General features: G+C 56.2%; 18 protein-coding genes. 2 read left to right on the top strand and 16 right to left on the bottom strand.

The window, feature by feature from the left end:
- Positions 1-80: 80 nt before the first annotated feature.
- The 8 genes from SMC7_RS06630 to SMC7_RS06665 all read right to left on the bottom strand — a co-directional run bounded on the left by SMC7_RS06630 (position 81) and on the right by SMC7_RS06665 (position 7,137).
- Positions 81-344 (bottom strand): TM1266 family iron-only hydrogenase system putative regulator, encoded by a 264-nt coding sequence (locus SMC7_RS06630; protein WP_119089565.1) that lies wholly within the window; start codon positions 342-344, stop codon positions 81-83.
- A 74-nt stretch (positions 345-418) separates the two neighbouring features.
- Positions 419-2,185 (bottom strand): NADH-dependent [FeFe] hydrogenase, group A6, encoded by a 1,767-nt coding sequence (locus SMC7_RS06635; RefSeq protein WP_243620315.1) that lies wholly within the window; start codon positions 2,183-2,185, stop codon positions 419-421.
- A 30-nt stretch (positions 2,186-2,215) separates the two neighbouring features.
- On the bottom strand, positions 2,216-4,000 hold the full coding sequence (gene nuoF / locus SMC7_RS06640) for an NADH-quinone oxidoreductase subunit NuoF (RefSeq protein ID WP_119089567.1): 1,785 nt from the start codon (positions 3,998-4,000) through the stop codon (positions 2,216-2,218).
- A gap of 24 nt (positions 4,001-4,024) precedes the next feature.
- Entirely contained in the window at positions 4,025-4,393 is a 369-nt protein-coding gene (locus SMC7_RS06645; RefSeq protein WP_119087637.1) for a (2Fe-2S) ferredoxin domain-containing protein, read from the bottom strand.
- 23 nt (positions 4,394-4,416) lie between these two features.
- Positions 4,417-4,911: a complex I 24 kDa subunit family protein gene (locus SMC7_RS06650; RefSeq protein WP_119089604.1), complete on the bottom strand. Its 495-nt coding sequence runs from the start codon at positions 4,909-4,911 to the stop codon at positions 4,417-4,419.
- A 2-nt stretch (positions 4,912-4,913) separates the two neighbouring features.
- Complete coding sequence (locus SMC7_RS06655; protein ID WP_119089568.1) at positions 4,914-5,540, bottom strand: molybdenum cofactor guanylyltransferase; 627 nt, start codon at positions 5,538-5,540, stop codon at positions 4,914-4,916.
- Entirely contained in the window at positions 5,537-6,373 is an 837-nt protein-coding gene (locus SMC7_RS06660; protein WP_207798746.1) for a formate/nitrite transporter family protein, read from the bottom strand. Before SMC7_RS06660 ends, SMC7_RS06655 begins: the two co-directional genes overlap by 4 nt.
- Before the next feature lie 218 nt (positions 6,374-6,591).
- Positions 6,592-7,137, bottom strand: a complete 546-nt coding sequence (locus SMC7_RS06665; protein WP_119089570.1) for a hypothetical protein — start codon at positions 7,135-7,137, stop codon at positions 6,592-6,594.
- 191 nt (positions 7,138-7,328) lie between these two features.
- Here SMC7_RS06665 and rpsT point away from each other — a divergent pair, with 191 nt between their 5' ends.
- Positions 7,329-7,598: a 30S ribosomal protein S20 gene (rpsT, locus tag SMC7_RS06670; RefSeq protein ID WP_119089571.1), complete on the top strand. Its 270-nt coding sequence runs from the start codon at positions 7,329-7,331 to the stop codon at positions 7,596-7,598.
- Here the strand turns inward: rpsT and holA are convergent.
- From holA to SMC7_RS06710, 8 genes are all read right to left on the bottom strand, one after another.
- Entirely contained in the window at positions 7,585-8,610 is a 1,026-nt protein-coding gene (gene holA, locus SMC7_RS06675; protein ID WP_119089572.1) for a DNA polymerase III subunit delta, read from the bottom strand. The genes rpsT and holA overlap by 14 nt on opposite strands.
- A 10-nt stretch (positions 8,611-8,620) precedes the next feature.
- Positions 8,621-9,904: an asparagine--tRNA ligase gene (gene asnS, locus SMC7_RS06680; RefSeq protein ID WP_119089573.1), complete on the bottom strand. Its 1,284-nt coding sequence runs from the start codon at positions 9,902-9,904 to the stop codon at positions 8,621-8,623.
- A gap of 2 nt (positions 9,905-9,906) precedes the next feature.
- Positions 9,907-10,368: a YceD family protein gene (locus SMC7_RS06685; protein WP_165845209.1), complete on the bottom strand. Its 462-nt coding sequence runs from the start codon at positions 10,366-10,368 to the stop codon at positions 9,907-9,909.
- Entirely contained in the window at positions 10,325-10,825 is a 501-nt protein-coding gene (locus SMC7_RS06690; protein ID WP_119089575.1) for a hypothetical protein, read from the bottom strand. The genes SMC7_RS06685 and SMC7_RS06690 overlap by 44 nt, the downstream gene beginning before the upstream one ends.
- Positions 10,818-11,318, bottom strand: a complete 501-nt coding sequence (gene coaD, locus SMC7_RS06695; protein ID WP_165845210.1) for a pantetheine-phosphate adenylyltransferase — start codon at positions 11,316-11,318, stop codon at positions 10,818-10,820. Before coaD ends, SMC7_RS06690 begins: the two co-directional genes overlap by 8 nt.
- A gap of 99 nt (positions 11,319-11,417) precedes the next feature.
- Positions 11,418-12,146: an amino acid ABC transporter ATP-binding protein gene (locus SMC7_RS06700; RefSeq protein WP_119089605.1), complete on the bottom strand. Its 729-nt coding sequence runs from the start codon at positions 12,144-12,146 to the stop codon at positions 11,418-11,420.
- Positions 12,147-12,177: 31 nt separating this feature from the next.
- Entirely contained in the window at positions 12,178-12,822 is a 645-nt protein-coding gene (locus SMC7_RS06705) for an amino acid ABC transporter permease (RefSeq protein ID WP_119089577.1), read from the bottom strand.
- 24 nt (positions 12,823-12,846) lie between these two features.
- Entirely contained in the window at positions 12,847-13,632 is a 786-nt protein-coding gene (locus tag SMC7_RS06710) for a basic amino acid ABC transporter substrate-binding protein (RefSeq protein WP_119089578.1), read from the bottom strand.
- 348 nt (positions 13,633-13,980) lie between these two features.
- Between SMC7_RS06710 and SMC7_RS06715 the strand changes: the two genes are divergently transcribed.
- Positions 13,981-14,514, top strand: a complete 534-nt coding sequence (locus tag SMC7_RS06715) for a gamma carbonic anhydrase family protein (protein ID WP_119089579.1) — start codon at positions 13,981-13,983, stop codon at positions 14,512-14,514.
- Positions 14,515-14,653 lie beyond the last annotated feature (139 nt).

Below are 14,653 nucleotides of genomic sequence, written 5' to 3' on the forward strand. Positions count from 1 at the left end.
TTTCCTCCCTGATCGTTTTTTTCCGAAGCACTCTCGCCAGCAAGAGAGATTGGTCCTACGTTGTCTCCACAGTCTCCGACCTATCCGAGGCAGACCGGGCTCATCGTCGACTCGACAATGGTGTCCGGTACAGCGGTCAACTCTGCAGCCAGGCCCTGCAGCTGCTCCTTCTCACCATCGACGATGAGCGAAATGACATGCAGACCATGGTCTCCGTATGGCAGCCCCAGGCGTCCAATGATGAGCTCTCCATGGTTCGTGAGTATCTGATTCACTTTCGGGGCCGTCGTCTCACGCTTGCTGATGATGATGGCAATGACTCCAACATGCTTCGTGCTATCCATTGACGTACCTCCCCTCGCTCCTAAGGAGCGCTGGAGGCGCCCGCAGCAGGCGGACGCCTCCTTGTCTTACCGTTCTACTTGCAGCTACGATCGCAGTATTCGGTATGCAATAGATGGTGTGCCTTCTCGCTGTTCGGCTCACCCAGGAAGTCCTTGTAGATCTCGGTAATCTCCGGGTTCTCGTGCGACTTGCGGATAGGCTTGCCGGCATCCTCCCGGTAGATGGCCTCCGCACGCCTCTTCTTGATGTCCGGATTGTCCGAAATGGGTTGTCCTCCACCACCGAGGCAGCCACCAGGGCAGCACATGATCTCGATGAAGTGATAGGGCGACTCGCCCTTCTGCACTTGTTCCATAAGGACACGTGCGTTCCCCAGTCCGTTCGCCACAGCGACCTTCAGGATCATCCCGTCGATGTCTACATCGGCGGTCTTGATGCCCTCAAGTCCACGCACATCCTCGAAGTCGAGCTTCGCCAGCGACTTCTTCGTGAGAACTTCATAGGCAGTCCGCAATGCAGCTTCCATAACGCCACCTGTGGCCCCGAAGATGACGGCCGCGCCAGTCGATTCACCCAGCGGTTTGTCGAAATCTTCATCTGGGAGGTTTGCGAAGTCGATGCCCGCTTCGCGGATCATCCGAGCAGCCTCGCGAGTTGTCAGGACACAGTCGACGTCTTTGAACGCCTCCTCGTCCTTGAGTCCCAGCTTCTCCTGCCAGTAATGGAATGCCGTCTTCATCTCAGGCCGCTCTTTCTCGAATTTCTTGGCAGTGCACGGCATGACAGACACGACAACGATCTTCCTCGGGTCGATCCCCATCTTCTCGGCCCAGTACGTCTTCGTCACCGTACCGAACATCTGCTGAGGCGACTTGCAGGTAGAAACGTGGTCCAGCACCTTTGGGAAGAACGTCTCTGCAAACTTGATCCAGCCTGGTGAACAGGACGTAATGAGCGGCAAGACGCCTCCGTTCTTGATACGCCCGATGAGCTCGAATCCCTCCTCCATGATGGTCAAGTCCGCTGAAAAGTCAGTGTCAAAGACCTTGTCAAAGCCAAGACTCCGGAGCGCAGCGGCCATCTTGCCAGTCGCCTGCGTCCCATCGGGCATGCCAAACTCTTCACCGATGGCAACGCGCACCGCTGGAGCTGTCTCAACAACCACGACCTTGTCCGGGTCTCCCAGCGCCTTCCATACGTCTGGAATCTCGCTACGCTCGGTGATGGCACCAGTCGGGCAAACAAGCAGGCACTGCCCACAGTTCACACACTCGACGTTCCCCAGGCCTTCGTCCAGGAATGTTGAGACAGTACTGTTCGAGCCGCGCCCCATGATATCGATGGCGTAGACGGACTGCACCTTGGCACACACGTTTACACACCGTCTGCAGAGCACACATTTGTTGGGGTCGCGTACCAGTGACAGTGAGGTGTTGTCAATCGGCAGCCACTCTGTGCGGGTTCGCGGGAACTCCACTTCCCGCACCCCCAGCTCAGACGCCAGCTCACGAAGATCGCAGTTCTGGCTCCTCTCACACGTAAGGCAATCCTTCGGGTGATTGGCCAGCAGCAACTCGACATTGAGCTTGCGGGCCTCGCGAACGCGCGAAGTATTGGTCCAGACCTCCATGCCCTCAGTGACCTTGACTACACATGCGCGCTGGAGGTTGCGGGCACCCTTTACCTCGACGACACAGATGGCGCACGCGCCTTCCTCGCTTATTCCCTCAAGGTAGCAGAGAGTCGGCACGTCAATCTTTGCATACTCCCTGGCGGCCTTCAGGATTGTCGTCCCGTCCGGCACCTGGTAGTCCCGTCCGTTGATTTTCACGTTTAACATTCTCGTCTCCATGAAGTCCCTCCGGGTCAATTACTCTTTGCGAATCGCACTAAAACGACAGATTTCATAGCAAGAACCACACTTGGTACATTTGCTCTGGTCGATCACGTGGATTTTCTTGACCTCGCCGGTGATAGCGTGGACGGGGCATTGCCGTGCACATGCCGTGCACCCAACACACTTGTCGGGCGTGACGGAGTACGTCAGCAGGTGCTTGCACACATGCGACGGACACTTCTTTTCGTATATGTGAGCACGATACTCGTCTTCGTAGAACCTGATGGTGGAAAGGACCGGATTGGGAGCCGACTGTCCAAGTCCGCACAGTGACGTATCCTCAATCATGTTGGCCAGCTTATTCAGCCTCTCGATGTCGCCGTCACGACCCTTGCCATCGCAAATCCGTTCCATCATCTGGTACATCTGCCGGGTCCCTTCACGACATGGTGTGCACTTCCCGCACGACTCGTCCACGGTGAACCCGAGGTAGAACTTGGCAATGTCGACCATGCAGTTGTCCTCGTCGAGCACGACGAGTCCGCCGGAACCCATGATCGTCCCAATCTCCTTGACCGAATCGAAGTCGATCGGCATGTCCAGGTAGTCCGCGGTGATCACGCCACCAGACGGGCCTCCGGTCTGGGCCGCTTTGAACTTCTTGCCTCCGGGGATGCCTCCTCCGATATCAAAGACAAGTTCCCTGAGCGTCGTTCCCATTGGAACCTCGACGAGACCCGTGTTCTGGACCTTCCCGACCAGAGCGAAGACCTTGGTGCCGGGATTCTTGAGCGTTCCGACACTGCGGAACCACTCCGCGCCGTTTGTGATGATCTGGGGTATGTTGGCATACGTCTCGACATTGTTGATCAGCGTTGGCTTGTTCCACAACCCGGACTGGGCAGGGAACGGAGGCTTGACGCTCGGCGTTCCGCGCTTGCCCTCGATGGACCGCAGGAGAGCAGTCTCCTCGCCACAGACGAACGCCCCGGCTCCGATACGGATCTCAATGTCGAAGTTGAACCCCGCACCGAGGATGTTCCGCCCAAGGAACCCGTACTCACGCGCCTTGCCGATCGCATACTCGAATCGCTCGATGGCAAGCGGATATTCCGCACGAACGTACATGTAGCCCTGCTCTGCGCCGATCGCATATCCTGCGATCGCCATCGCTTCGACAATAGAGTGTGGGTCTCCCTCGAGGACGCTGCGGTCCATGAATGCTCCCGGGTCACCCTCGTCGCCATTACAGACCACGTACTTTGGGGAACCCTTCGCCTCTCGGGTAGCCTTCCACTTGCGACCGGTCGGGAATCCCGCTCCACCACGGCCGCGCAGACCCGAGTCGACAAGGACCTGGATAATATCGTCCGGCGTCATCTCGAGTGCTTTGCCAAGAGCGAAGTACCCGTCACGAGCGATGTACTCCTCGATAGAAAGAGGGTCGATGACGCCACAGTTACGGAGAACGCGCTTGACCTGACGTGTGTAGAAGGGAATATCGCCGCTGGTCTGAGCCTTCCTTTCGCTGGTCGGCTCAGTGTACAGCAACCCGTCGACAGTACGGCCCTTCACAAGGTGCTCATTTACGATGAGACCCGCGTTCTCGGCCGTGACCTTCTGATAGAACGTCCCCTCGGGATACACAACGACGATCGGGCCCAGGTCACATGCTCCCATACAGCCGGTCTCAATAACCTGTACCTCATCCTCAATACCATTCTTCTTCAATTCGTCAACCAGAACGTCTTTGACGCTCTTTTCGCCACTCGTGATGCAGGCGCCGCCTGCACAGACCAACAGCTGATTTCGTATCATTGCGTTTTCCCTTCTCCCCTTGGGTTAGATGTTCTCCCGCTTGATGACCAGATCAGCCACGACATTGCCACCCTGGACGTGCTCGCGGACAATCCTGCGCGCGTTCGCATCGTTGACATCGCCGTAAATAACTGCAGGCTGGTCCTTCATGGCCACTTCGACTGTCGGCTCCTTGTCGCAGAGTCCCATGCAACCAGACTGAACAACCTTGACGTCATGGATATCCGCCTTCTCGAGCTCCTCGATGATGGCCATGAGAGCGTCCTTCGCCCCAGCTGCAATGCCACATGTCCCCATTGCAACGATGACCTTGCCTCTCTCCTTGGCCTGGCGAAGGTCCATCTCCTTGAGAGTCTGTTCCTTGATGCGTTTCAGCTCTTCTAATGATTTCATTCTTTCCTCCCCATTCTCCAAGGTTAAGCGTACTTGTTCAGCAACATCGCGACCTTCTCGGGCGTGGAACGCCCGTACGTGTCCTTATCGATGACGACGACTGGAGCGAGACCACAGGCACCAACGCAACGAACAAGATCCAGACTGAACCGGCCGTCCCGAGTGGTCTCGCCAGCCTTGATGCCCAAGGTCCTCATGACCTTCTCGTAGACTGCATTCCCGCCTCGCACATAGCAGGCCGTGCCAAGACACACGGTGACAGTATGACGTCCCTTCGGAACACGCGAGAAGAAGTGGTAGAAGGTAACGACACCGTATACGGTGGAACGCGGCACGTTCAGTCTGCTGGAGACGAACTCGAGCACTTCATCCGGGAGATACCCGAAGATCTCCTGTGCGCGATGGAGAACATTGATGAGACTGCCTTCAGGGGTTCCCAGCTCACCGATGTACGCGTCGAGTACGTCAAACTGCTTCTTAAGCTCAGGGTTCTCTTTCAGACGGTCTTCCAGGTTCATCTTCATACACGTTCCTCCTGTAGAGACTTTTCCCTCGCGTGCATCATCAGCCTTGCCATGATGAGGTCGTCGGGTGTGTTCACATTGAAGAAAGACATCAACTTCTCGTCATACCGCACGGCGAACTGTCTGTCGATAGCGCCAACGCTCAACCGCGCGCTTGCGAAAAGCTCCCGCACAGAATGGCGCCCAGCATCGAGAAGGGCACGAGCGACGCTGACCACTCGTTGTGAGTAGATGGCGAAGAGCGGTTCCAGCAGGCCGTCGATGTTTGGATAGACGATATCGAGCTTGTTACGCAGCGCATACGCCCCCATGGCCCCTGCCAGCTGCGGAGACGCATATGGCATGTCGGCAGCAATGACGAAGTTCAACCAGGAATCGGATGCGGCCAGTCCCGTATAGATGCCTCCGAGTGGCCCTGCGCCAGCAATACGGTCTTGCACCAGAATGCAGGGGACACTGCAAGAATTGATGGAGCCTTCATTTTCGACAACGATGCATTGCGAATACAGTCTGCCAAGTGCCAACAACGGATACTCAAACAGCGACCTTCCCGAAAGCTCCATACAGCACTTGGAGCGGCCCATACGCTCACTTCGACCGCCTGCAAGGACAATAAGATTCAAGGATTCTCCGTCGACCGTGCGTACGCCAACCAATAGGGCACGGCAACAAACAGCACTCCACCTACAAGGTTCCCCAATGTCACGGGGAGAAGATTGCCAAGCAGAAACCCACGGACCCAAGTGAGCTGCTGGAACCCGGGTACACTTCCTGCAGCAGCTACGACAGATGGAACCCTCTTCAGGAACAGGCCCAGGGGGACAAAAAACATGTTGGCAACACTGTGTTCGAATCCGGAGGCAACAAATACCGTGACCGGTGGGATAATTGCAAGTACTTTGCCCGCTGTATCCATGGCGCCCGTAGCCATCCACACGGCGAGGCATACGAGCCAGTTGCAGAGAATCCCCCTGAAAAACGCCGTCCAGAACGGCAAGCTGACTTTCGTTGCGGCCAGTCGCAGCGCGGCGACGCCGATGGAACCGTCTCCCAGCATGTATTGCCGTGCACCAAAAATCAGCAGTGCCACAAGAACCGCCCCAACCATGTTGAAGAAGTACGCCAGCACCCAATTGCGCAGGACTCCTCGCCAGGAAGATCGGTGACAGCAGGCGGACAGGGCAATGAGACTGTTTCCCGTAAACAGCTCGGCTCCAGCGAGCACGACGAGGATGAGGCCGACACTGAAGACCAGGCCCCCCAAGATCCTGGACAAACCGAAGCCCAGGAATACCGCCGTATCTGAGAGCACAAGGAGATAAGCCTCAGCACCGAATGCGATATATGCCCCAGCAAGAACACCAAGCACGGCCAATCGTCTGAAGCTGAGCCCGACCTTCCTCTCTCCGCTGGCCGTCGTCAGTTCAGCGATTTTCGCAGGTGAAAGACACTCCAACGCAGTGCCTCCTTTTTTTCCCACACAGGTATGATGCATCGACGGACATTTCCATCAATACACATACGAATACCCGGATTCCCTCACTGATTTCATGGTATCATGTGAATTGTATAACAGGACAGTATGAAGTCAAGACAATACTCCCCGCCATGCTGACCACGGATTCAACCGTTCGGGAAATTCGGCAGGAGTTGTGGCAAACCCAGAGCAGCAGTTCAGAAAATCGGTTTGATGCGACGTGCTATCAGCGAGGACAGGACCCCACCTATTACAGCTGTTACGAATTGCGGCCAGCTGAACGAAAACCGGATGAACGCAGTTACTGCCACAGGAAATTTCGTCAGTGTCCCGACAATGGCGCCTATGGCAAAATACAGAAACGCCATTTTTGCGGCCGCGCCCATGCCAAGACCGATCCAGCGCAACCAGGAATCAGCTGACCCGCTTTTCCGCGTCACCAGCCAGAACAGCACGACAAGCAGGAGGTTTCCCGCCATGACTGCCGGTATCATCACGGGTGAAACAAGATGCTGCTGGAGCCACGCAGTGACAGGTGCCGCAATCGCGACAATGACGCCAGCCCATAGTCCCGTTGTCTCTGTCGCAAGGAGCAGACCGAGATTTACGATACTGCCAACGAGGAAGAGGCTGACGAAATTGAACGGAGGGGTAGATGGAATGAACTCCCGTATTCCGAATTGGAGAGCTGTAGTCAATGCAAGAACAATGGCGGCTCTCGTAATGTACTTGGTTGTCTTCACTCGCTCCTCCTGATTCGGACTTGCCTGTCGTGGAATCTTCATTAATAGTTTACACTGAACCGACTCGACGGTCAAGCCGCTTTGTGTGGAGGGCTCCCACCTCCTGGCTGGCGAAGCGAACAATTATTGACATCACGGGAAAAACGGGTACAGTAAACGTGATAAGTTCCGAAGAGACAAAGGAGAGTTTCATGCCAATTAAGAGAGCTTCTGTTAAGGACGTCCGTAAGACCAAGACACGGACGGCATACAACACCGAGCATACAGCTAAGACAAAACTGGCCCTGGATATGGCTCGCAAGTCCAACTATGCCCCCGAGAAAGTTGTCGACGCCGTGAAACAACTCGACAAACTCGCTCAGAAGGGTATTGTCCACAAGAACACGGCTGCCCGTAAGAAGTCTCGCCTGATGAAGAAGGCGAATGCCGCCAAGGTCGTGACCAAGGCTACTGCTTCGTAAGAGCTACTGCTGAAAGCAACCGCTCAAGGGCTGCCAGCGCACTGCTGGTGAGCCCTTTTTTCGTTTCATACTCAATTTCCTCGAGGCGCTCCAGCATAGTTTCAAGTTCACGCAGCTTGATATGACTTGCCGCTGTCAGAAGAGCACTTAGCGCATAATCGTCGAGGTATTGATGCTGGGTGCGCAGACACCAGGCCCTGAGGTCAGCCTTGGGCCGGTTCGACTTCGAGACGAGCTTTGCGTTCAGCAACCGTACAAACCCGAGTTCCACATCATAGAGAATGGTCGTGTCCGTCGCCCCGGAAGCTGCCAGGTCATAGAACGCTGTTGCTGCACGGTCGTACTTCCTGAGAGAGATTGCCTCGACGAGATCAGCTGCCGCCGCAATGTGGCACCGAGGCACGACCTCACGGACATCTGTGACCGTGACGGCTGCGCCGGTATACGCAAGGAGTTTGTTGATCTCGCTTCGCATAAGGAAGAAACTGCTTGCCGTCCGCTCCATGAGCTCGTGGACCGCCTGGTCCTCTATTGCGCGCCCCTCGAACCTCTTCTTGATCCAGGAGCGAACCGCACTCGGGGGCACAGCGTAGCTGGTAACTACATACGCCTTTTTCAGCAGCTCTGAAGGGACTTTGGCGAGATCCGCAAATATGACAGTGGTGGTGCCGCCAGACAGAAACAGGGAGGCCATGGTACCCAGATGTTTGGCTCCCTTGTCTTCGAGGCCGTTGATGATGAGAACCTTGCGCCCGGACCCGAAGCTCTCGCTGCCGAGGAACTCGCGGATACCGTCCACGTTGTCGTCGCTACCCTCAAACTCGGCATAATCGAAGTCTCGAAAAGCTTTCGCTACCAGTGAGCGCGCTGCCTCTTTCGCCTGTGGAACAAAATAGTCGTCTCCGGGCGCGAAGACATAGAGCGACGCCGGCTTCTTGCCCCTGAGGCTTGTGAGACCCTCCGTCACTGAGACCTCGTTGGAGTCTGACACGTATCCCTTTGCTGCAGTCATTGCTCCCGGTCTATGGATAGATCTTCTCGAGCAAGCGAGGGAATGGGACCGTTTCCCGCACGTGCGGCAGCTTGCAGATCCACGCTACTGTCCGCTCGACACCAAGACCAAACCCGCTGTGCGGGACCGACCCGTACTTACGGAGGTCCAAGTACCACTGGTAGTCTGCTTCGGCAAGCCCCTCGGCGCGAACTCGTTCGAGAAGCAGCGTGTAGTCGTCTTCGCGCTGCCCGCCTCCGATGATCTCGCCGTATCCCTCGGGAGCCAGCAGGTCAGCACACAGTACCGTCTGGGGATTGGCAGGATTCGTCTTCATGTAGAACGCTTTGAACGATTTGGGATAGCTGCACACAAAGACCGGCCGTTCGAACTGGTTCGAGATGAGCGTCTCCTCGTCCCCGCCGAAATCGTCGCCCCACTGTATTGGCGAACCGGCTTGCTGCAGGAGCTTCACTGCCTCATCGTAGGAGATACGTGGAAACGGCGTAGCGATCTTCTCAAGCGGAGAAGTATCCCGCTCGATGATAGCAAGCTCCTCTCTACGCTTCTCCAAGACCTGCTGCACGATGTACGTGACGAACTCCTCCTGGACATCGCAGTTCTGTGACCAATTGCAGTACGCCATTTCGGGCTCGACCATCCAGAATTCGGTCAGGTGCCGGCGTGTCTTGGACTTCTCGGCTCGAAACGCAGGACCAAAGCAGTAGACTCTCCCAAAAGCCATGGCCGTCGCTTCGTTGTAGAGCTGGCCGCTCTGCGACAGGTAAGCGGGTATGCCGAAATAGTCAGTCGAGAACAGGGTCGAGGATCCTTCACAGGCATTGGCGGACAAGATGGGGGCGTCCATGAGCAGGAAGCCGTTGTCATCGAGGTAGTCACGGATACTCTTGACGATCGTGGCACGAATGCGCATGATCGCCCACTGGCGCTTCGAGCGGAGCCACAGGTGCCGGTTGCTCATCAGGAAGTCGACGCCGTGCTCCTTGGGCGTAATCGGGTAGTCCATAGCTGCCTGATGGACCTCGATCTTCTGAACATGCATTTCGTGACCACCGGGCGCTCGCTCTTCGGCATGGATCGTACCAGTGATACTGATGCTGCTCTCCTGCGTAAGGTGCCGCACCGCCTCGAATGTCGACTCTTCGACGTCACCCTTGGCGACGACACACTGCATGATGCCGCTGCCGTCCCGAACGAGGACAAACGCCACTCTTCCGCTGCTCCGGCTGTTGTAGACCCAACCGTTGATGGTCTGGACCTGCCCGACGTAGTCTGCTGCCTTGTCGATGTACATGATTACTTCTCCTCCAGCGATTTCTGATGCGGACACACGGTCAAGTTCAGGTTCGCCCCGCATTCAGGGCATAACCCCTTGCAATCCTCTTTGCAAAGCGGAAACTCGGTGACTTCGATGAGCAGGTTCTGGCGCACGACGTCGGAAACGTCGAGTACGTCCGACTCAAGCGCAAACATGTCTTCCTGATCAGGATCCTCTTCCCCATTGAGAAGGTATGTTTCATTGACGTCGAACTCGACATCCTCCACGACCGGGTCCAGACACCTCACGCAGAGCTGGCTCACCCTCGCACTGAACGACCCGGAGAACTGATAACCGATGCCGAGATTGCTCAAGACGAACTGTCCCGTCACCGGTTCAAGAAGCGCAATTCCAGGGAGGTCTCCAACTGAGGTTTCCTCGAACGCAAACGATTGACTACTCCCTTGCTCGATGTTCAGTTTCTGGAGTTCGAGTCTCATCGTTGTTCTCCTCCACATGGAACTGCATCTCCGACGCCTTGACGGTCTCAGTAAGCTTCGTCAGGATCTGTTCCAGCTGCTCCAGCATCTTGAGTGAGTAGTCGTCAGCCTGCTGTTCAGCGATCTTTCGCGCGGCCACAACCTCGGCCATCATGCGCTCTCGTTCGGCGGCGGCGGAACGTACAATTTCGTTGTCTGCAACCAGGTCGTCGTGCGAGCGCTGGCCCTCTTCTATCATCCGGCTGCACTGTCGCCTGGCATCGGTCATCAGGGCGTCACGCTGCTCCAGCAGGGCGCACGCATTGCGGACCTGTTCCGGGAATGCCGTGCGGAGATGTGCGATGCCATCTGCAAGCTCCTCGTCTTTGATGATACGATAGCCAAACAACCTGGGGCTCCGCTCCCTCACCTGATCGATGCGGTCGATGATGTCCTGTAGCGTAAGCTTCTCAATCATGCGTTCCTCCCCTGGCCCGAGACAGGCCAAGCACAATCCTGTCTGCAATACTCGCAGGCACCAAGTCACGAATGTCCCCGCCGCCTTCGTACATCTCTTTGATGAGTGTGGAGGAAACAAAGAAATGCTCCTGCGAGCTCATGAGATAGATGATATCCACATTCGGGTCGAGATGCCTGTTCGCCCAGGCAAACTGTACTTCATAATCAAAGTCCGAGACGGGCCGCAATCCGCGCAGCATGATGCTGGTGCCCATGCGTTTCATGAAATGAACGACCAGGTCGTCGAAGCCTTCCACCACCACATTCGGGATATGCTGCGTTGCGCTGCGGACCATGTCGACGCGCTCGTCCAGCGACCATATTGGACTCTTATACGCTATGCCAGCCACGCCGACCACGAGCCGGTCGCACAAACGCGCTCCACGCTCAATGACATCGACATGCCCTCTGGTGACCGGGTCAAACGTGCCCGGATAGACAATTGTATTCATATATCCCATAGACCTCATGTTCAAGTGTAGTCAAAAGACGTCCGATGAAAAGAAAAAGAGGGGCGCCTTTCGGCGCCCCTCCTCATGATATTGGCACATTCAGGCCAAGAGCACCTTACTCAGGAAACTCAGTGTACGCTCCTGCTGAGGATGCTCGAATACCTCAGAAGGAGATCCGGACTCAATGATGAGGCCCTGATCCATGAAAATCACGCGGTCCGCGACTTCCTTCGCAAAACCCATCTCATGTGTGACGACAATCATTGTCATGCCTTCATCCGCAAGTCTGACCATCACGTCGAGGACCTCATGAATCAACTCCACGTCAATCGAGGACGTCGGCTCGTCGAACAGCATGAGCTTCGGGTGCATGGCAAGCGCACGTGCTATGGCCACCCGCTGTTGCTCACCGCCACTCATCTGACCAGGCTTGTGATCGGCGCGATGCGACAGACCGACCTTCGCCAGAAGTTCCATTGCCTCAACCTCAGCCGCTTTGCGAGCCGTCTTCTTGACGACGATAGGGCCTAGAGCGACGTTCTGAAGAGCGGTGAGGTGAGGAAACACGTTGAACTGTTGAAACACCATGCCGATGTCTTCTCTCAATCTGCGAATGTCACACTTGCCTGGCTCGACGAGCTTGCCGTCGAATGTTATGCGGCCGGCCGACGGGGGCTCTATCCAGTTGATGCACCTCACCAGTGTACTCTTTCCCGAACCTGAGGGCCCCATCAGGACCAGCCGTTCCTTGAAATCCATGTCGAAGCTGACCCCCTTGATGACTTCGAGAGAGCCGAACGACTTGTGCAGGTCGTCGACGACGAGCAATTTCCCCTGTGACATCATGCTGCCAGCCATTTCACTCTACCTTCTTCTCGAGATTTCGGGACCACTGCATGACCGGAGTAGTCATGATCAAGTAGATGAGTGCTGCGCCGATGAGCGGCGACAAAAAGTTGGCGGTGCGGGCGCCGATGATCTTCGCATTGAAGAGAAGATCCTGCATCGCAATGACGCTGACCAGGGAAGTATCCTTGATCAATGCCGCAAACTCATTGGCAAGCGGCGGCAGAACTCGCCGGAACGTCTGCGGGAGGATAACATGGCGCAGTGCCTGCGCCCGATTCATGCCCAGCGAGAAAGCGGCTTCAGACTGTCCCTTGGGAATTGATTCCACAGCCGCTCTGAAGACCTCCGCTATGTAGGCTGCATAGCATACTGCAAGAGAAACCACGGCGGCAGGGAACTGAGGCAGGTTCAGTCCTATCCTCGGGAGAGCATAGTACACGATCAGAATCAGCAGCAAAGCCGGCGTCCCGCGAATGGCCTCGATGTAGACACGCGTAATGGCGCCGATGACCTTTCCACCAAACATGTTCAACAGCCCCACCAGAAGCCCAGCGACAGTCGCAAAGATCATCGAGGCGACCGTCAGTGTAAGCGTGGTCCATGCACCTGCCAGGAGGAACGGCAGGTTGTCGAAGATGATCGACCACTTAATCATTTTTCGTTACCCCGACCTCGACTGTTACTTGGGCAGGTATGGCGGGTCGGCAAAGAAGTACTTGCGGTAGAGGGTCGCGTACGTCCCATCCGCAACCACTTTGCGAAGGGCGGCATCGATGTCGCTCTTGAGTTGAGTGTCGTCTTTCCGCACGGCGATACCATACAGCTGTGTCAGATCCTGGCCAGCTATCGAAGTCGTATCGATAACCTTCAATGTAGGATGCGTACTGGCATAGGCCGTGCACACGGGATAGTCGTTCACCACTGCGTCGATCCTGCCATTTTCGAGGTCCTGGGTGGCAAGCTGGATGTCGGGGTACGAGTTGACCTTCACGCCGGTGATCAGCTTGGCATCAATCTCGCCTGTCGTGCCAACCTGAACGCCAACCGTCTTTCCCACGAGGTCCTCGGGTTTGGTGATATTGTTCTTGGCCGGGTTGTACATGATGCCCATGTCCGACCGGTAGTAGGGAATGGAGAAACTGACCTCCTTCTCGCGTAAGGGGGTAATCGTCATGGCGGCACAGACAGCGTCGAACTTCTTTCCCTCCAGGGCAAGGAGAAGTCCATCAAAAGCCTCACTGGTCAGATTGCTGGTCCTGCCCATCTTCGCTGCGATGGCTTCCATCAGTTCGACGTCAAACCCTGTGGGCTTGTTGGCTGCATCGGCGTATTCGAATGGCTGATACGTCGGGTCAGTCCCCCAGTTGAGTGTCCCAGTCTGAGTCTTGCACCCTGTCAAGACAGTGACGATCACTGCAGCAACAACTATCAAGACGACAATACTGGTAAATGCTGTCTTCTTCATCCTTCTCCTCCTGCATGATTCAGATTTCTGGCAACCGTCGACTGAGCGAGCCACCCTATATTGCACTGCGAAGAACAGTGCTACCCTATACTTTGTGCAATCCCCAAGGAAAGTAAAGCATGGAAGCGAGCCGGCTCATCTGGCGGGCGCAGCAGACATCGGTCTCGTTCTGGTCGCCTGCGCTGCCTCCGTGGGAGCTTTTGTTATGCGCCTCGTCGACAGACCACCGGGTTGGTTAGTCTTGGCAGTTGTTGGTAGTATGAGTGCGCTGGGCTTGGCCGGTGCAAGCTTTATCGCGGATTTTGCTGAGACTCGTGCAAAGCCACTGCATCACAAGGAGGAATACTGATGTCCGGGATTCTTCGTGCGTTCGACGGAAAGATCCCAACCGTAGCATCCACAGCATTTGTCGCCGACACGGCCGTCCTGATAGGAGACGTGACCATCGAGGAAGGTGCCAGCATCTGGTATGGGGTGGTCCTCCGTGGCGACATTGCACCTATCGTCGTGCACTGCAACGCGAACGTCCAGGACAACGTGGTGGGGCACGTAGATAGCGGCATCCCTCTCATTGTCGGCGAGGGGGCCACTGTCGGCCACAGCGCCGTCTTGCATGGCTGCACCATCGGTCACCATGCCATGGTGGGCATGCATGCCACCGTCCTCACAGGAGCCACTGTCGGTGACGAGGCAGTGGTAGCCGCAGCAGCGCTGGTCCCTGAGAACAGGGTCGTGCCTGCCCGGTCACTCTCGATGGGTGTCCCAGCACGCGCTGTACGGTCACTTGCGGACGAGGAGATACAGGAACTCCATCGTCAAGCTCAGGACTACGCCAGATTGGCAGTGATGTCCATGGCAAACTCTGAACACAAACAACCCTGACATCGGACTGATCGACATCCCCGTCTCCCTATTCTCTTCATCTTCTATGCACATTTCTCCTTGCATTTTCTGACCCTTCCCTATACTTCACCCAACCAATGCTACAAGCCAACCAGCTGAAGAGCCCCTTGGTAACGAC

It is taken from the genome of Candidatus Cryosericum terrychapinii, from assembly GCF_003570925.1.
GTDB classification, from domain to species: Bacteria; Caldisericota; Caldisericia; order Cryosericales; family Cryosericaceae; genus Cryosericum; species Cryosericum terrychapinii.